The sequence below is a fragment of the Nocardioides sp. P5_E3 genome (genome assembly GCF_054049275.1).
On sequence record NZ_JBFUMR010000031.1, the window covers coordinates 41003 to 58197 of the forward strand.

15 protein-coding genes are annotated in these 17195 nt (G+C 71.6%); 7 read left to right on the forward strand and 8 right to left on the reverse strand.

The window, feature by feature from the left end; translation table 11 throughout:
• Window position 1: 1 nt before the first annotated feature.
• On the reverse strand, window positions 2-937 hold the full coding sequence (locus tag ACXJKB_RS18330; RefSeq protein WP_457190891.1) for a GDP-mannose 4,6-dehydratase: 936 nt from the start codon (window positions 935-937) through the stop codon (window positions 2-4).
• Window positions 934-1914: a GDP-mannose 4,6-dehydratase gene (gene gmd, locus ACXJKB_RS18335; RefSeq protein WP_457190893.1), complete on the reverse strand. Its 981-nt coding sequence runs from the start codon at window positions 1912-1914 to the stop codon at window positions 934-936. Before gmd ends, ACXJKB_RS18330 begins: the two co-directional genes overlap by 4 nt.
• A gap of 42 nt (window positions 1915-1956) precedes the next feature.
• Here gmd and galE point away from each other — a divergent pair, with 42 nt between their 5' ends.
• Together galE and ACXJKB_RS18345 are read left to right on the forward strand one after the other, a co-directional pair.
• Window positions 1957-2970, forward strand: a complete 1014-nt coding sequence (gene galE / locus ACXJKB_RS18340) for a UDP-glucose 4-epimerase GalE (protein ID WP_457190895.1) — start codon at window positions 1957-1959, stop codon at window positions 2968-2970.
• A complete protein-coding gene (locus tag ACXJKB_RS18345) occupies window positions 2970-3737 on the forward strand; it encodes an N-acetylmuramoyl-L-alanine amidase family protein (RefSeq protein ID WP_457190897.1) in 768 nt (255 codons plus the stop codon). The genes galE and ACXJKB_RS18345 overlap by 1 nt, the downstream gene beginning before the upstream one ends.
• 25 nt (window positions 3738-3762) lie before the next feature.
• Here ACXJKB_RS18345 and ACXJKB_RS18350 read toward each other — a convergent pair whose 3' ends face one another.
• Window positions 3763-4665, reverse strand: a complete 903-nt coding sequence (locus ACXJKB_RS18350; protein WP_457190899.1) for a dihydropteroate synthase — start codon at window positions 4663-4665, stop codon at window positions 3763-3765.
• A gap of 31 nt (window positions 4666-4696) precedes the next feature.
• On the opposite strand from ACXJKB_RS18350, the gene ACXJKB_RS18355 reads away from it, so the two are divergent.
• Window positions 4697-5380 carry a dihydrofolate reductase family protein gene (locus ACXJKB_RS18355; protein ID WP_457190901.1) on the forward strand — a complete coding sequence of 228 codons (684 nt, stop codon included), beginning with the start codon at window positions 4697-4699 and terminating at the stop codon, window positions 5378-5380.
• 3 nt (window positions 5381-5383) lie between these two features.
• Here ACXJKB_RS18355 and ACXJKB_RS18360 read toward each other — a convergent pair whose 3' ends face one another.
• From ACXJKB_RS18360 to ACXJKB_RS18370, 3 genes are read right to left on the reverse strand one after another with little or no spacing between them, the layout of a single operon-like run.
• A complete protein-coding gene (locus ACXJKB_RS18360) occupies window positions 5384-5908 on the reverse strand; it encodes a type 1 glutamine amidotransferase domain-containing protein (protein WP_457190903.1) in 525 nt (174 codons plus the stop codon).
• Window positions 5909-5965: 57 nt separating this feature from the next.
• The gene (locus tag ACXJKB_RS18365; protein ID WP_457190904.1) at window positions 5966-7126 is read right to left on the reverse strand and encodes an acyl-CoA dehydrogenase family protein; all 1161 of its coding nucleotides are present in this window, start codon (window positions 7124-7126) and stop codon (window positions 5966-5968) included.
• Window positions 7127-7168: 42 nt separating this feature from the next.
• The gene (locus tag ACXJKB_RS18370; RefSeq protein WP_457190906.1) at window positions 7169-7663 is read right to left on the reverse strand and encodes a DUF1707 SHOCT-like domain-containing protein; all 495 of its coding nucleotides are present in this window, start codon (window positions 7661-7663) and stop codon (window positions 7169-7171) included.
• Window positions 7664-7757: 94 nt separating this feature from the next.
• On the opposite strand from ACXJKB_RS18370, the gene ACXJKB_RS18375 reads away from it, so the two are divergent.
• Together ACXJKB_RS18375 and ACXJKB_RS18380 are read left to right on the forward strand one after the other, a co-directional pair.
• On the forward strand, window positions 7758-9110 hold the full coding sequence (locus ACXJKB_RS18375; RefSeq protein WP_457190908.1) for an MFS transporter: 1353 nt from the start codon (window positions 7758-7760) through the stop codon (window positions 9108-9110).
• A gap of 79 nt (window positions 9111-9189) precedes the next feature.
• Window positions 9190-12372 (forward strand): reprolysin-like metallopeptidase, encoded by a 3183-nt coding sequence (locus tag ACXJKB_RS18380; RefSeq protein WP_457190909.1) that lies wholly within the window; start codon window positions 9190-9192, stop codon window positions 12370-12372.
• 17 nt (window positions 12373-12389) lie between these two features.
• On the opposite strand, the gene ACXJKB_RS18385 is transcribed toward ACXJKB_RS18380, so the two are convergent.
• Window positions 12390-13043, reverse strand: a complete 654-nt coding sequence (locus ACXJKB_RS18385) for a hypothetical protein (RefSeq protein WP_457190911.1) — start codon at window positions 13041-13043, stop codon at window positions 12390-12392.
• A gap of 7 nt (window positions 13044-13050) precedes the next feature.
• A complete protein-coding gene (gene typA, locus ACXJKB_RS18390) occupies window positions 13051-14943 on the reverse strand; it encodes a translational GTPase TypA (protein ID WP_457190913.1) in 1893 nt (630 codons plus the stop codon).
• A gap of 285 nt (window positions 14944-15228) precedes the next feature.
• On the opposite strand from typA, the gene ACXJKB_RS18395 reads away from it, so the two are divergent.
• Together ACXJKB_RS18395 and ACXJKB_RS18400 are read left to right on the forward strand one after the other, a co-directional pair.
• Window positions 15229-16062 (forward strand): hypothetical protein, encoded by an 834-nt coding sequence (locus tag ACXJKB_RS18395; RefSeq protein WP_457190915.1) that lies wholly within the window; start codon window positions 15229-15231, stop codon window positions 16060-16062.
• A gap of 46 nt (window positions 16063-16108) precedes the next feature.
• Window positions 16109-17195, forward strand: a 1087-nt coding sequence (locus ACXJKB_RS18400; RefSeq protein WP_457190917.1) for a M4 family metallopeptidase, incomplete at its 3' end; no start/stop codon positions are given.

Here is a 17195-nt window from a genome sequence, read left to right on the forward strand (position 1 = left end):
CTCAGCGCAGGTCGGTGGCGACCATGCGCCGCACGATCTCGGCGAAGTCCACCGTGGGCGCCCAGCCCAGCTCGTCGCGCGCGCGGCTCGCGTCGCCGACCAGCTCGGCCGGGTCGGCCGCCCGGAAGAACGTCGCGTCCTGCCGCACGAGGTGCTCCCAGTCGTCGATGCCGGCCGCCGCGAAGGCAGCGGCCACGAAGTCCCGCACGGAGTGGGCGATCCCGGTCGCGACGACGTAGTCGCCCGGCTCGTCCGCACGGGCGGCGCGGACCATCGCGTCGACGTAGTCGGGGGCCCACCCCCAGTCGCGGCGTACGTCGATGTTGCCGAGGACCAGCTCGTCGGCCTCGCCGCGGGCGATGGCGGCGACCGTCGAGGTGATCTTGCGGGTCACGAAGCGCGGGTGCCGGCGCGGCGACTCGTGGTTGTAGAGGATCGCGCTCGAGACGTGCAGGTCGCGCTGGCGGAAGACGCGGGCGGACAGGTGGGCGAAGGCCTTCGCGGCGCCGTACGGGTTGACCGGCGCGATGGGCGTGGCCTCGTCCTGCGGGGAGGTCGCGGCATCGCCGAAGATCTCCGCGCTCGACGCCTGCACCAGGCGTACACCGTCGACCTCGCGCGCCGACTCCATCAGGGCCACCGCGGCCAGGCCGTTCACGTGGGCGGTGCGGTCGGGCTCGTCCCACGACTGCGCGACCGAGCTGATCGCGGCGAGGTTGTAGACCTCGCGCGGAGCGATCTCGCGCACCAGCCGCCGGGTGGCCTCGACATCGCCGAGGTCGCCGGCGTGGAGGACCACCTCGTCGGGGCAGTGGGCCGGGTGGCCGTCGGCCTCGAGGACCAGCGCGTGCACCTCCAGTCCGTCGGCGAGCAGCCGCTCGGCGAGGTAGCTGCCGTCCTGCCCGCCGATGCCGGTGATGAACGCGGTCGCGGTCACCAGCCCGCCTTGGCGGCGGCGATGTCGGCGTCGACCATCATCGCGACGAGCTCGTGGAAGGAGACGGTGGGCGTCCAGCCGAGCCGGTCGCGGGCCTTGCTCGCGTTGCCGATCAGCATCTCGACCTCGGCCGGGCGCATGAAGCGCGGGTCCTGGGTGACGTGCTTGCTCCAGTCGTCGATGCCCACGTGGGCGAAGGCGACGTCGAGGAAGTCGCGGATCGACCACGTCCGACCGGTGGCGATGACGTAGTCGTCGGCCTCGTCCTGCTGCAGCATCCGCCACATCGCCTCGACGTAGTCGCCGGCGTATCCCCAGTCGCGTCGCGCGTCGAGGTTGCCGAGCGCCACCGAGTCCTGCTGCCCGAGGTGGATCCGGGCGACTGCCTGGCTGATCTTGCGGGTGACGAACTCGGGCCCGCGGCGTGGCGACTCGTGGTTGAAGAGGATGCCCGAGGACGCGTGCATGCCGTAGGACTCGCGGTAGTTGATCGTCATGTAGTGGCCGTAGACCTTGCTGACCCCGTAGGGCGAGCGGGGCCACAGCAGGGTGCGCTCGGACTGCGGCACCTCCTGCACCTTGCCGAACATCTCCGAGCTCGAGGCCTGGTAGAAGCGGATCGCCGACGGGTCGTCGCCGGCGTGGAGGCGTACGGCCTCGAGCATGTTGAGGACACCCATGCCGGTGACGTCGCTGGTCACGAAGGCGTTCTCCCACGAGTAGGCGACGAAGGAGATCGCGCCGAGGTTGTAGACCTCGTCGGGATCCGAGTCGCGCATCGCCCGCATCAGGCTAGAAAGGTCGGTCAGGTCACCGGTGTGCAGCCGGACGTCCGGGACGAGGTCCTCGACCAGCGCGCGCCGCGGGTTGTTCTGGCCGCGGAGCAGGCCGTGGACGTCGTACCCCTTCTCCAGCAGGAGCTCGGCGAGGTAGAGCCCGTCCTGCCCCGTGATCCCGGTGATGAGCGCGCTGGGCATGCGCGGCATTCTGTCAGGGCGCCGTCTCGTTAGGGTGGCCGCATGAAGATCCTCGTGAGCGGCGGCGCCGGCTACATCGGCTCGCACACCGTCGTCCAGCTCGTCGCCGCAGGCTACGACGTCGTCATCGTCGACAACTTCAGCAACTCCCACCCGACGGTGACGGGGCGGCTCGAGGCGCTGACCGGGACGCGGATCACGCTGCACTCCTTCGACCTCACCGACCACGACAAGACCGAGCACCTCTTCGCGACCGAGCACTTCGACGGCGTGATCCACTTCGCCGGCCACAAGGCCGTCGGCGAGAGCGTCGAGAAGCCGCTGGAGTACTACGAGAACAACCTCGTCTCCACCTTCGCGTTGGTGCGGGCGATGCAGCGCTACGACGTCGACAAGCTGGTCTTCTCCTCCAGCGCGACGGTCTACGGCGAGGACCAGGCCGCCGCGACCGAGGACCGCCCCACCTACGCGACCAACCCCTACGGCTGGACCAAGGTCATGCAGGAGCAGATCCTGCGCGACGTCGCGATCGCCCGTCCCCGGATGCGGTTCGCGCTGCTGCGCTACTTCAACCCGGTCGGCGCGCACCCCTCCGGCACGATCGGCGAGGACCCGTCGGGGATCCCCAACAACCTCGTGCCCTACATCGCCCAGGTCGCGGTCGGCAAGCGCGAGAAGCTGATGGTCTTCGGCGGCGACTACGACACGGTCGACGGCACCGGCGTGCGCGACTACATCCACGTCGAGGACCTCGCCGCCGGCCACATCGCCGCGCTGAAGGCGCTCGCCGACACCGACGAGGCGGTCCACACCTGGAACCTCGGCTCCGGTCACGGCACGAGCGTGCTCGAGATGGTGCGCGCGTTCGAGAAGGCCGTCGGCCGCGAGATCCCCTACGAGATCGTCGACCGCCGCCCCGGCGACGTCGCGACGTCCTACGCCGACCCCTCCAAAGCCAATCGCGAGCTCGGCTGGAGCACCGTGAAGACGGTCGACGACATGGCCGCCGACACGTGGCGTTGGCAGTCGCAGAACCCCCGGGGCTTCGCCGGCTGATGCTCCGCCGGGCCGCGGTCGTGCTCCTGCTGGGCTGCCTGCTGCCCGTACCGCCGGCGTCGTCGGTGGTCGAGGTGCCGGCGTCGAAGCCACTCGCCGGCCGGGTGGTCGTCATCGACCCGGGCCACCAGCTCGGCAACCACAACTTCCCGCGACGTATCCGCCGACAGGTGCCCGCCGGCGGCTTCACCAAGCCCTGCAACACCACCGGCACGGCGACCAACGGCGGCTACCCGGAGGCGACCTTCGTCTGGGAGGTGTCGAGGCAGGTCGCGGCGCGGCTGCGCGAGCTCGGTGCGACGGTGCGCCTGACCCGGCAGAGCAACCGTCAGGACCGCTGGGGTCCGTGCGTCGACGAGCGCGGCCGGGCCGGCAACGCCACCTCGTCCCGTCCTGCCGCCGACCTGAAGGTGTCGGTCCACGCCGACGGGTCGTACGCCGCCGGCGCGCGCGGCTTCCACGTCATCGCCCCGCCCGACCGGGCGCCGTGGACCGCCGACATCCACCGGCCGTCGATGCGGCTGGCGACCTCGGTGAAGGCCGGCCTGCTGTCCCAGCGCTTCGGCGTCGCGACCTACACGGCCGGCGGGGACGGGATCGACGTACGCTCCGACCTCGGCACGCTCAACCTCTCCGACGTCCCCACCGTGATGGTCGAGCTCGGCAACATGCGCAGCGCGTCCGAGGCCCGCGTGATGACCTCGCCCTCGGGCCGCGCCCGCTACGCCCGCGGCCTGGTCTCCGGGGTCCGCCGCTTCCTGGACTGACGTCAATTCAGAACGTCCGGCTCGGTCAGCGGACCTCGAGCTCCGCCATCGCGCGGAGGACGACGCGGAGGTGGGCCACCTCGTGGATCCGGAGGAGGTGGGAGCCACCGAGGGCGGCGAGGACGCCGTAGAAGCCCTCGGCCTTGCGGAACTCGTCGCCGAAGATGTCGTAGGTGTGGGGGAGCACGTTGCAGACGGGTAGGCCGAGGGGGCGCAGCTGGAAGGTCTGGGCGAGCACCCGGGCCTGGTGGCGCGCGCGGGTCATCGGGTCGACGAGGTTGCGATAGTAGAAGCCCATGCCGGGGTCGACGACGACCTTGTGCACGCCGAGGGAGCGGGCGTGCTCGAGCCGGGGTTCGAAGTGGTCGAGCAGCACCGGCATCGGATCGGCGTCGGGCGGCACGTCGGCGATGTCGCGGACGTTGGCGGTCGTGCCGAAGCACATGACGACAGCGGCGTCGTACTCCGCGGCGAGGGCGAGCATGTCGTCCTCGTGCTGACGGCCGGTCATGTTGAGCACGCGGGCGCCGGCGTCGAGGCAGGCGCGGACCACCTCCGGCTCGTAGGTCTCGACCGACACGATGGCCTCGGCGGCGAGCTCCTTCACGGCGGGCACGAGGGTGGCGATCTGGTCGGCGGCCGACACGCGCGCCGCGCGGGCGTTGCTCGACTCCGCGCCGAGGTCGATGAGCGCGGCACCCTGCGCGGCCTGGACGCGGCCCATGCGGACGGCGTCGGCGGGACCGGTGGCCACGCTCTCGCGGTAGGTCGAGTCGCGCGAGAGGTTGATGCAGCCCATCAGCGTCACCGGGCCGTCGCCGATCGACACCGGTCCGCGGGGACCGTCGAGGACGACCGGCGTGACGGGGCTGTCCCACGACCCGCCGTGCTCGGCATGCAGGGCGGCCAGATCCGCAAGGGTGATCACGGCTTCCAGCGTAGGCGGCAGGATGAAGGCCGTGAGCGACCCCCTCGAGCTGCGGCTGCAGCACCTCGCCGACCTGTCCGACGACGAGCTCGCGGCGGCCTACACGCCGGAGCGCGAGCCGTGGCTCCGGGTCAACTTCGTCAGCACCGTCGACGGTGCGGCGACCGGGTCGGACGGGCTCAGCGGCACGATCAACAACGACACCGACAAGCGGGTCTTCGACACCCTCCGGCGGCGCGCGCACTGCCTGGTGGTCGGGGCGGGCACGATCCGCGAGGAGGAGTACGACGTCCCGCGGGTGCCGATCGTGGTGGTCAGCCGGTCCGCCGACGTCCCGCCGACGCTCGCCGAGGCGCCGCCCGGGCGGGTGCTGATGGCGACGGTCGCGAGCTCGGACGGGCTGGCGGAGGCGCGCGCGAGCCTGGGTGAGGACAACGTGCTCGTCCTCGGCGAGGACCAGATCGACCTCGTCGCGCTCAAGGCCGCGCTGGCCGAGCGCGGGTGGACCGAGCAGCTGTGCGAGGGCGGGCCGTCGCTGTTCGCCGACATGCTCGCGGCGGGCGTCGTCGACGAGCTGTGCTGGACCCTCGTGCCGAGGCTGACCGGCGGCGACGCCGTACGCATCGCCACGGGCGCCGAGGTCGACGTGACGCTGCGTCCCGCCCTGCTCCTGGAGCAGGACGGGACGTTGCTGGGGCGCTGGCTGGTGGAGTGAGCCTCAGCCCAGCGCGTCGAGCAGGGCCTTGTTGAAGGCCGGGATGTCGTCGGGGTTGCGGCTGGTGATGAGGTTGCCGTCGACGACGACCTCCTCGTCGACCCACTCGCCGCCGCCGTTGCGGATGTCGGTCTGCAGGCTCGGCCAGCTGGCGATGCGCTTGCCCTTCACGCGGTCGGCCTCGACGAGGGTCCAGGGGGCGTGGCAGATGGCGGCGACGGGCTTGCCGGAGTCGACGAAGTCACGGATGAACGCGACCGCCTCCTCGTCCGTGCGGAGGGCGTCGGGGTTGGCGACGCCACCGGGCAGGACGAGGGCGTCGTAGTCGGCGACGGCCACGTCGGACACCCGTCGGTCGACCCGCTGGGTGCTGGACTTGTCGAGGTGCTCGAACAGCTGCACCTCGCCCTCGTCGATGGAGAGCAGCTCGGCGGTGTGGCCGGCGTCGACGGCTGCCTGCCAGGGCTTGGTGAGCTCGACCTCCTCGACGCCTTCGGATGCGGTCAGGAATGCGATGCGCTTGGACATGCTTTCCACCGTCGCTCGCACACAGTGGGCCGACAACACACCAAGGGGTGGAGCGACCTACCCGATGGTCCCGGCGTTGTCCTTCGCCAGCGAGCGCGAGATGACCATCCGCTGGATCTGGTTGGTGCCCTCGAAGATCTGCATGACCTTGGCCTCGCGCATGTAGCGCTCGACCGGGAAGTCGCGGGTGTAGCCGTAGCCGCCGAGCACCTGCACGGCGTCGGTGGTGACCTTCATGGCGTTGTCGGTGGCGATCAGCTTGGCGACCGAGGCCTCGCGCGAGAACGGCAGCCCGGCGTCGCGCAGCCGTGCGGCGTGGAGCATCGTGGCGCGGGCCGACACGATGGCGGCCTCCATGTCGGCGAGCACGAACGCCAGGCCCTGGTGGTCGATGATCCGGGTGCCGAAGGTCTCGCGCTCGCGGGCGTAGGCCACGGCGGAGTCGAGCGCCCCCTGGGCGAGGCCCACGGCGACGGCGGCGATGCCGAGGCGGCCGGAGTCGAGCCCGGCGAGAGCGATCTTCAGACCCTCGCCCTCGGCGCCGAGCCGGCGGGAGGCGTCGATGCGGACGTTGTCGAAGCGCATCGTCGCGGTGGCCGAGCCGGTGAGGCCCATCTTGCGCTCCGGCGGGTCGGCGCTCAGGCCCTCGGCGGAGGCAGGGACGAGGAAGCACGAGATCCCGTTGCGGTCGTCGGAGGTGCGGGCCATCACCTTGTAGAAGTCGGCGTGGCCGCCGTGCGTCGTCCAGGCCTTCGCGCCGTTGAGGACGTAGGAGTCGCCGTCGCGGCGGGCCGTCGTACGCATCGCGGCCGGATCGGAGCCGGCGTGCGCCTCGGAGAGGCAGTAGGCACCGAGCAGGTCACCGCTCAACATGTCGGGCAACCACTCGGCGCGCTGCTCGTCGGTGCCGTAGTAGGCCAGGCCGAAGCAGGAGAGCGCGTGCACGGAGACCCCGACGCCGACCGAGGACCACACGGCGCCGATCTCCTCGAGGGCCTGGAGGTAGACCTCGTACGGCTGCTCGCCACCGCCGTGCTCCTCCGGGTAGGGCAGCGACAACAGGCCGGCCTGGCCGAGCATCCGGAAGACGTCGCGCGGGAAGGTCTCGGTGGCCTCCGCCTCCGCCGACCGCGGCGCGAGCTCCTTGGTCGCGATCTCGCGGGTGAGGGCGAGCAGGTCGCGGGCCTCGTCGGTGGGCAGGTGGCGGCGAGCGGTCATGTGGCGCACGTTACCCGCGACGGGGCGAGACCGACCGATCGGTCAGGTGCGCGGGTGGGCCCACCGGTAGAGCGCGATCAGCCCGGGCAGGAACAGCAGGAGCAGGACCACGCCGAAGACCGACTCACCGGAGAACGTGAGCAGGGTGCCGACGAGGATGAAGGGAGCGGTGACCAGTCCGACGAGCCAGAAGACGAGCCGCGGAAGGACGCTCCGCTGGGGCAGCGGATAGCCCGGCATGACGGGGTGGTACGACGTCGTGGCGGGCGGCTCCAGCCCGGCCATCACGTCCTCGAGGTCGCCGTAGGTGCGCGCGGCGAGGGCACGCGACGTGCGGTCGTCGAGCTCGGGCGAGGTGATGCGACCTTCGCTGAAGGCGGCGGACAGCCGCCGGCACACCCCGTCGCGCTCGGCGTCGGAGACGAGCAGCCCGTCGTGCTGGGCGTCGGCCTGCTCCTGGAGGAGCCGCCACCGTCGGTAGGCCTCGTCAGGCCCGGGGTCGCCCGGTCCCGAGGGGGCGTCGTACGGCATGCTCATGCGCCACAGGGTACGGCGCCAGTGCGGGGCGCGAGGCCGTGTTCGGCGGATCCGCGGGGAATGGCGCAGGCGCGCTCGCTGTTGTTCCACGTCGATGACGACACCGAGCCCGGCCACCAGCCGCACCGACGCCCCGGACGACTCCAGGCGGGTCTCGATGCTCCTGGGCCTCCTCTTCGGCCTCGCCGGGATGGGCTCCTCGAGCGCCGCCGTGGCGCTCGCGCTCCTCGCCGAGGACCTCGGGGTGAGCGCCGGTCTGGCCGCCTGGGCGATCAGCCTCTACGTCCTGATGCTGGCCGTCACCACGGCGCTCTACGGGCGGATCTCCGACCTGGTCGGCGTCCGCGCCCCACTGCTCGCCGGTCTCGTGCTGATGTCGGTCGGCGCGCTGGTCGCGGCGCTCGCACCGACCTTCGAGGTGCTGCTGGGTGCGCGCATGCTGCAGGGCGCGGGCGCTGCCGCCGTGCCGACCCTCGGCGTCACCATCCTGTCCGCCAAGTACTCCGGCGAGGTCCGTGGCTTCGCCTTCGGCCGCCTGGCCGGCGTCGCGGCCGCCGTCAGCTGCCTCGGCCCGCTGATCGGCGGCCTTGTCGAGGCGGTGTGGGGCTGGCGCGCCGTCATGGCGCTGCCGATCCTCGGAGCGCTGGTCGTGCCGCTGCTGTGGCGCGCGCTGCCCACGGGCGGCAGCGGGGCCCGCCTCGACGTCGTCGGCGCGATCGTGGTCGCCCTGACAGCGTCCGGCATGGTGCTGCTCGTGCAGTCGCCCTCGGCCGGGCTGCTGGTGGCCGCGATCGGCGCGAGCCTGCTCGTGCTGGGCGTGCCGGCCGTGCGCGCGAGCGTACGACGTCGCCCCGACGGCTTCCTGCCGGTCGAGGTGATCCGCAACGCGACCGTCGTGCGCAGCGCCGTCGCCGCGTCGGCGGTCCCGGCGGCGTGGTTCGCGATGCTCATCGCGCTGCCCGCGGTGCTGCTGGCCGAGGGCTGGGAGGCGTGGCAGGTCGGCCTCGCCATGGTCCCGAGCGCCGCGGTCGCACTGCTCGTGCCGCAGGTCGCCGGGCCGATGCTGACCCGCGTCGGGCCGAGCCGGTCCCTGGCGGTCGCCGGGCTGGCCGCCTCGGCGGCGCTGCTGGTCGCCACCGTCGGCGCCCTCTGGGCGAGCGCGCCCGTGCTGGTCGCCGGCATCATCCTGGTGACCTTCGCCTTCGGCCTCGGCCAGCCGGCCCTGAGCGCCGTCGTCGGTGACGCCGTGCACGACGACGTACGAGGTGTGGCGATGGGTGTCTCGACGCTGCTGTTCCTGATCGGCGGAAGCGTCGGCTCGGCCGTGGTGGCCGGCCTCAGCGGGCCGCTGGGGATGCCCGCGGCGCTGCTCGTGCTCGCTGCCCTCCCGCTGCTCGGGCTCGTCGTGCTGGCCCCGACGCTGCGCGCCGAGCCGGTCGACGCCTGACGCCTTTCGCTACCAAAGAGGTATGGCGCGTGTCAGTGCGCCTACCTAGGCTGCGAGTTCCGCCTTCGAAGGAGCTCGTGTGCCATCTCGCTCTCGCCGTCTTGCCGCTTGTCTGGCCCTCGTCGTGGGAGCAGGTGCACTGAGCTCGATCGCTCCGGTCGCCGCCGCCCCCGACGGCCAGGCCTTCGCACCCCTCCGCGGCTTCGAGCCGTCCGGCGCGAAGGTCCGCGTCGAGCCCAAGGAGTACGCCGCCACCCGTGTCGACCTCGGCGCCCTGCGAGGTGAGCTTCCCCGGACGGGCGGCTCCGCGGTCGTGGAGATCCCCGGACCGGACGGCAGGCCCCAGTCCTTCCGCATCGAGCGCACGCAGCGGATGGAGTCCGAGCTCGCCGCGGCCCACTCCGAGATCGCCACCTGGTCGGGCGTCGGCGTCACCGACCCGCGCTCCACCATCGCCCTCGACATCACCCAGATGGGCTTCCACGCCTTCGTGCGCACGCCCGGCGGCCGGAGCGACTGGTACGTCGACCCCGCCTACAACCGCCCCGGCACGACCGCGCACCTGAGCTACCGCTCGGTCGACCTGCCGGCAGCGGAGGTGCGCCGCAAGGAGGGTGAGGTCGACGCGATCCGCGAGACGGTCACCGCGGCCGCCGCCGACCGCTCGACGGAGCCCGGCACGCAGGTGCAGCGCCACTACTACCGGCTCGCGCTGACCTCCGACCCGTCCTACGCCGCCTACTTCGGCACCGCCAACGTGCTCGCCGAGAAGGTCACCCTCATCAACCGGGTGAACCAGATCTACAACGACGACCTCGCGACCGAGCTGCGCCTGGTCAACGCGACCGACAAGCTCAACCTCGACACCGACGCCAAGGCGACCGGGGCCAACGGCCCCTGCGGCGTGGCGCCGTGCTTCGAGCCGTACGACGACAACGGCACGCCGGTCACCACGGACGACACCGACGGCGAGCTCGACTACTGCGACGTGCCGACCCTCGGCAAGAACCGCACCGTGCTCGGCCAGCTCGTCGGCGCCTCCAACTACGACGTCGGCCACATCGCGCTCGGCAACAACGGCGGTGGCATCGCCTACCTCGGCGTCGTCGGCGGCGACTACAAGGGCGGCGGCTGCACCGGCCTCCCGGAGCCCAAGGGCGACTTCTTCGCCATCGACTACGTCGCGCACGAGATCGGCCACCAGTTCGCCGGCAACCACACCTTCAACGGCGCCCTCGGCGCCTGTGGCGGCAACATCTCCGAGGCGTCGGTCGAGCCGGGCAGTGGTTCCTCGGTGATGGCCTACGCCGGCATCTGCGGCCAGGACGACCTGCAGCCGCACACCGACCCCTACTTCTCCTTCCGCACCATCGACGAGGTCGACGCCTATCGCGCGGACACCTACGACAACATCGAGGTGCAGACGGTCTCGCTGACCGAGGCCTTCGGCGCCGGCGACAGCCTCGTGCTGGGGTTCGACGGCAGCACCACGACGGTGCCGTTCGCCGCCTACAACACCGCCGGACTGGAAGCAGCCATCGAAGGCCTCACCGGTCGGTCCGTCTCCATCGCCCAGTGGGGCTTCGACGAGTTCGGCTACACACCGGTCGTCGGCACGCCGGACGCCCGTGGCTTCCAGGTCATCTTCAACGACCAGCCCTCGATCATCGCCGGTGCCGGCGACGTCCCGGAGGACGTCGACCAGCTGACCGTCGAGGCCGGCGGCGTGGACGGATTCGTCGGCGAGACCTCGCGCGGCGGACCGGCCCAGAACGACGGCGTCCAGCTGAGGCCCGACGACACGGGCCTCGCCGACAACACTGCACCCGTGGTCAAGGTGCCGGCCGACAAGACCATCCCGATCCGCACGCCCTTCGCGCTCACCGGCGTGTCGGGCACCGACGCCGACGGCGACGCCCTGGTCTACCTCTGGGAGCAGACCAACTTCGGTGAGGGCACCCGCCTGTCCGACAACACCAAGGTCTACGGCCCGCTGTTCCGGGTCTTCGGCGACGACGCCGTGGTCAGCGACGAGGACTCGCTGACGAGCCCGGCCCCGGGCATCAACACCGCAGACGGCAACCTCACGCGGGTCTTCCCCGACATGGCGCAGGTCCTTGCCGGCAACACCAACGCCGTGTCCGGCACCTGCCCGACGCCGACCACGCCGGTCAACCGGCAGCTGCCCGACAGCCTGCTCGACTGTTACTCGGAGTTCCTGCCGACGGCCGACTACCTCGGCAGCCTCGACGTCGACGACGCGGTGATGAGCTTCCGGCTCACCGCCCGCGACCGCTTCCCCAACGGGGGCGGCGTCGCGTGGGACGACGTGGCCCTCACCGTCGACAAGACCGCCGGTCCGTTCCTCGTCACCTCGCAGGCCACCGGCGGGACCGTCGCCGGCGGCTCGTCGGTCCCGGTCACCTGGGACGTCAAGGGCACCGACCGGCTGGCGAAGAGCGTGAAGATCTCGCTGTCCACCGACGGCGGGACGACGTTCGGCACGGTGCTCACCGCGAGCACGCCCAACGACGGGTCCGAGACGATGGTCATGCCCAACGTCGACGCAGGCAAGGTGCGCATCAAGGTCGAGGCGGTCGACAACTACTTCTTCGCCGTCAACACCGCCGACTTCGCGCTGAAGGCCACGCCCGCCCCCGACACGACGATCACGTCCGGCCCCGCCAACGAGTCGATCGTGCTGGAGCGGCGCCAGAAGTTCACCTACTCCTCGACCGTCACGCCCGCGACCTTCAGGTGCACGGTCGACGAGGAGATGCTGCCCTGCGACGCCTTCGGCGTGACCAGCCGCTTCCGGGCGGGCACGCACACCTTCGGGGTCGCCGCGGTCAACGCCGCCGGTGTCGCCGACCCGACTCCCGCGACCGTCTCGTTCACGGTGCCTCGCGACGAGAGCACCTTCGCGAGGAAGGGCACCTGGAACCGCAAGAAGGACAAGCGGGCCATGTTCGGCGACTACGTCACCTCGCGGCGCAAGGGTTCCGAGCTCGTCACCCGCGTGCCGACCACCGAGCGCATCGTGCTCGTCATCGGCAAGGTGAAGAACGGCGGCACGGCGCGCGTGTTCCTCGGCAAGCGCAAGCTGGGTGTCGTGAAGTTCGCCGGCAAGCAGAAGTTCAGCCAGCTCCGCACCTTCGAGCTGCCCCGGGCCCGCAAGGGCAAGCTGCGCGTCGTCGTGGCGAAGAACAAGCCGGTCCGGATCGAGGGCGTCGCCGTGGTGACCACCAAGAAGACCGGCTGACGTAGGAGGACGCCGGGTCAGCCCTGCGCCGAGCGAGTCCGCTCGGCCAGGGCGACCGCGGCGTGCTGCACGACGGACAGCTCCTCGGGGTCGCGTGCCGCCACGTGCGGCACCGCTCCGCCGAGCAGGGCGGCGGGCGTGGTCAGCCAGATCCAGGCCCGCCAGGGGTCGACGCCGGCGGCGAGCAGCGGCTCCAGCACCGCCAGCAGCTCCTCGCGCACCTCGCCGGTGTCGTCGAGCTGGAAGGCGGGGACGAGCGTGCCGCCCTCGTGCTGGACGAGGAGCACGGTCCGGCGCTGGGCGGCCTTGTGCAGGGCGAAGCGGGCGGCGTTCTCCGAGGTGCCGCGCAGGCTGCCGACGCCGGCGTAGTCCAGCCAGCCGCCGTCGAGGAGGGACTGCCGCACCTCGGCGTCACGTCGCAGCCGCACCAGCTCGACGGGTACGCCGTGGGCCGGGTCGTCACCCATCGAGCGGAGGGCCCGGTCGAGCTCGGTGAGCCGCTCGGCGTCGAGCTCCTCGCCGGTCGCCGGGTCGCGCCAGTGCACGACGTCGCCGTCGCGGTCGTACGTCGGCAGCCCGGCCGCGGCCAGCTGGCCGCTCAGGCCGAGGTGCTCGAGCCAGCCCGCTAGCTCTGCTGCGAGCGCGGGCTGGACGTCGGGCACCTCGGCCACGGGGCGACTACTTGTTGGCCTTGCGCGCCCGCGACGCCGTCTTGGCGCGGGCGTTGGCGTCGAGCACGACCTTGCGGATGCGCACCATCTCGGGCGTGACCTCGACGCACTCGTCCTCGCGGCAGAACTCCAGGCACTGCTCGAGCGAGAGGCGCTTCGGCGGGATCAGCTTCTCGAAGTTGTCGGAGGTGGCGGACCGGATGTTGGTCTGCTGCTTCTCCTTGGTGATGTTGACGTCCATGTCGTCGGCGCGGGAGTTCTCGCCGACGATCATGCCCTCGTAGACCTCGGTGGTGGGCTCGACGAAGAGCACGCCGCGCTCCTGCAGCGACGTCATGGCGTACGCCGTCGCCGCACCGGAGCGGTCGGCCACCAGCGAGCCGTTGTTGCGCGAGCGGATCTCGCCGGCCCACGGGTGGTAGCCCTCGGAGATGTGGTGGGCGATGCCGGTGCCGCGGGTCTCGGTGAGGAACTCCGTGCGGAAGCCGATCAGGCCGCGCGAGGGGACGACGAAGTCCATGCGGACCCAGCCGGTGCCGTGGTTGGTCATGCCCTCCATGCGGCCCTTGCGGGTCGCGAGGAGCTCGGTGATGGTGCCGAGGTACTCCTCCGGGGCGTCGATGGTGAGCCGCTCGAAGGGCTCGTGCACCTTGCCGTCGACCTCCCTGGTGACGACCTGCGGCTTGCCGACGGTGAGCTCGAAGCCCTCGCGGCGCATCTGCTCGACGAGGATCGCCAGCGCCAGCTCGCCACGGCCCTGGACCTCCCAGGCGTCGGGCCGCTCGGTCGGCAGGACGCGCAGCGACACGTTGCCGATGAGCTCGGAGTCGAGGCGGTCCTTGACCAGGCGGGCGGTGACCTTGGCGCCCTTGACCTTGCCGACCATGGGCGAGGTGTTGGTGCCGATGGTCATCGAGATGGCCGGGTCGTCGACGTGGATGAGCGGCAGCGCGATCGGGTTCTCCGCGTCGGCGAGGGTCTCGCCGATGGTGATCTCCGGGATGCCGGCGATGGCGACGATGTCGCCGGGACCGGCGGACTCGCCGGGCTTGCGCTCGAGGCCCTCGGTGACGAGGAGCTCGGTGATGCGGACGTTCTTGACCTCGCCGTCACGACGCATCCAGGCCACGGTCTGGCCCTTCTTCAGGGTGCCCTGGTGGACGCGCAGGAGCGCGAGCCGGCCGAGGAACGGCGACGAGTCGAGGTTGGTCACGTGGGCCTGGAGCGGCGCGCCCTCGTCGTACTGCGGGGCCGGGATCGTCTCGAGGATCGTCTTGAAGAGCGGCTCGAGGTCGGTGCCCTCGGGCATCGTGCCGTTCTCGGGCTGCTCGAGCGAGGCGATGCCGGCCTTGCCGGAGGCGTAGACGACCGGGAAGTCGAGGGCGTCCTGGCTGTGCGACTCGTCGAGGAGGTCCATGAAGAGCTCGTAGGACTCGTCGACGACCTCGGTGATGCGGGCGTCGCTGCGGTCGGTCTTGTTGACGACCAGGATCACCGGCATGTCGGCGTTGAGCGCCTTGCGCAGCACGAAGCGGGTCTGGGGGAGCGGGCCCTCGGAGGCGTCCACCAGCAGCACGATGCCGTCGACCATGGAGAGGCCGCGCTCGACCTCGCCACCGAAGTCGGCGTGACCCGGGGTGTCGATGATGTTGATGACCATCGGCTGGCCGCCGCCGGCCGGACCGGCGTAGTGGACGGCGGTGTTCTTCGCGAGGATCGTGATGCCCTTCTCGCGCTCGAGGTCGCCGGAGTCCATGACGCGGTCGGCCACGCTCTCGGCCTGGTGCGCGGTGAACGCGCCGGCCTGGCGGAGCATCGCGTCGACCAGCGTGGTCTTGCCGTGGTCGACGTGGGCGACGATCGCGACGTTGCGCAGGTCGGAACGGGACTGGGTGGGCATGCAGGGGCCTTCCGGGCGGAGATGAGGTGGCGACGCGGCTGAGAGCCGAACGCACGAGGGCACAGATCGCTGGTCAAGGTTACCGGCGGCACCGGTGAGGCACTCAATCCCGACGCCCGCTGGCCACGGCGAGGAGACAGTTCGCGCACGGGACGGCAACTGCACGTCCAAACCGTCTGGATGCCGGAGTACCCGTCAGTAGCGTCTGGTCCACAGACCGGGAGGGGCCGCGTGGGGATGTGGCCGGGCCCGGTGTCGCACTGTCATCCGGGAGGGATGATCTGCATGACCATCACGTCTTCACGACCTGCCACACCCGATTCGTACGTCCCGAGCCGGCGCACCGTGCTCCGCGCCGCGGCCTGGACCGCACCTGCCGTCTCCGTCGCCGTGGCCGTCCCGGCGTACGCCGCTGCGTCGTCGCCGGTCGCCTGCGCTGACGCCAACTACCAGGTCAGGTGGGCGTCGCACTACAACGCCCAGTCGCGGACCGCCGTCGCCGGCCTGGTGAGCGCCGCCGGAGCGGGAACCGTCGGGAGCGCGGCGTTGACCCTGAGCGTGACGAGCCGCTTCTTCGGCGACATGGAGGCGGGGAGCACGGCGACGACCGACGGCACCTACTCCAACTTCGCGCTCTCCCCGCGCACGGTCGGTGGCACCACGATGCGTGGTCTCACCATCATGCAGCGGGCCAAGCCGGGTGTGAGGTCGTTCTCCGGCACGCGGAGCAGCCACCGGCAGGAGGTCACCCTCCAGTTCAACCGGCCCGTGTCCAACCTGAAGTTCAAGCTGACGGACATCGACTCGATGGACCCGCCGCAGGCCAACGGCCAGTACCAGGACCGCATCTGGGTGTCCGGGGCGCCCGCCGGCACCCGGGCCGGCGGGTTGAGCGGCGCCGGGACGTCCGGCAGCCCGTGGCGTCCAACGGGGACCAACACCGAGTACAACCCGGTCAGCGGCGCCCAGGGCAACGTGGACGTCAGCTACGTGAACAAGCCGGCCAGCGCCGTCTACACGATCACCTACTGGAACGACCAGACGGGCACCCTCGCGTCGCGCGGCCTGCAGGGCGTCTTCCTCACCGACCTGACCTTCACCGCGTCGTCCTGCGCCTGACCTGCGTCCACTTCCCGCTGTCAGCGGTGGGGAGTAGACAGGTGTCATGACGACACCTCGGGCGGCCCGCTGCACCTTCATCCCACCATGGCTGGTGGAGCGGGTCGACGGCCCCGAGCGGGCGGCTCGCGACGACGAGCTCCGACGCGAGCGCGCCCTCCGGGGACGCGCCCCTCGGCCGACGCCCCCGTCGGCCGAGGGAGTGGTCGCCGCGCCCGACTGGACGGTCCACGACGCGGAGTCGCGCACCACGCTGCCCGGCACGCCAGCCCGCAGCGCCGGGGAGCCCGAGACCGGCGACGTGGCGGTGGACGAGGCCGCGACCGGCATCGAGGCGACCCTCCAGATGTTCCTCGACGACCTCGCGCGCGACTCCTACGACGGCGCCGGTGCCCCGGTCAGCCTGACCGTCCACTACGGCTCGCGCTACAACAACGCCTTCTGGGACGGCACCCAGCTCGTCTTCGGTGACGGCGACGGCCGCGTCTTCGAGCGGTTCACCAAGCCGGTCGACGTCCTGGCCCACGAGTTCTCCCACGGGGTCGTCGAGCACACGGCCGACCTCACCTACCGGGGCCAGTCCGGCGCGCTCAACGAGTCGGTCGCCGACGCGTTCGCCTCCTGCCTCAAGCAGCGGCTCCTCGGCCAGGACGCCGGCGAGGGCGACTGGCTCATCGGGCAGGGCATCTTCACGCCGTCCATCAATGCCCGCGCCCTCCGCGACATGGCCGCGCCCGGCACCGCCTACGACGACCCCGAGATCGGCGCCGACCCGCAGGTCGGCCACATGGACGACTACGTCGAGACCACCGCCGACAACGGAGGCGTCCACCTCAACTCCGGCATCCCCAACAAGGCGTTCCAGCTCGCGGCGGTCGCCATCGGTGGCACGTCGATCTCCGGTGCCGGCCGGGTCTGGTACGACGCCCTGGTGGGCGGCGACGTGCCCTCGGGCGCCACCTTCGCCACCTTCGCGGCGGCCACCGTCGCAGCCGCCGGCGACCACGCCGAAGCCGTCCGGGGTGCGTGGGCCCAGGTCGGTGTCGAGATCGACGCTGTGGCAGGGGAGACCGACCAGCCCCCGTCGCCCCCGTCGCCCCCGTCGCCCCAGCCCCCGTCGCCCCAGCCCCCGT

Excerpts from the sequence above, each read along its gene's own strand:
- gmd (WP_457190893.1), bottom strand. The coding sequence starts at position 1,914 with ATGCCCAGCGCGCTCATCACCGGGATCACGGGGCAGGACGGGCTCTAC.
- galE (WP_457190895.1), top strand. The coding sequence starts at position 1,957 with ATGAAGATCCTCGTGAGCGGCGGCGCCGGCTACATCGGCTCGCACACC.
- ACXJKB_RS18345 (WP_457190897.1), top strand. The coding sequence starts at position 2,970 with ATGCTCCGCCGGGCCGCGGTCGTGCTCCTGCTGGGCTGCCTGCTGCCC.
- ACXJKB_RS18360 (WP_457190903.1), bottom strand. The coding sequence starts at position 5,908 with ATGTCCAAGCGCATCGCATTCCTGACCGCATCCGAAGGCGTCGAGGAG.
- ACXJKB_RS18365 (WP_457190904.1), bottom strand. The coding sequence starts at position 7,126 with ATGACCGCTCGCCGCCACCTGCCCACCGACGAGGCCCGCGACCTGCTC.
- ACXJKB_RS18370 (WP_457190906.1), bottom strand. The coding sequence starts at position 7,663 with ATGAGCATGCCGTACGACGCCCCCTCGGGACCGGGCGACCCCGGGCCT.
- ACXJKB_RS18375 (WP_457190908.1), top strand. The coding sequence starts at position 7,758 with ATGACGACACCGAGCCCGGCCACCAGCCGCACCGACGCCCCGGACGAC.
- typA (WP_457190913.1), bottom strand. The coding sequence starts at position 14,943 with ATGCCCACCCAGTCCCGTTCCGACCTGCGCAACGTCGCGATCGTCGCC.
- ACXJKB_RS18395 (WP_457190915.1), top strand. The coding sequence starts at position 15,229 with ATGACCATCACGTCTTCACGACCTGCCACACCCGATTCGTACGTCCCG.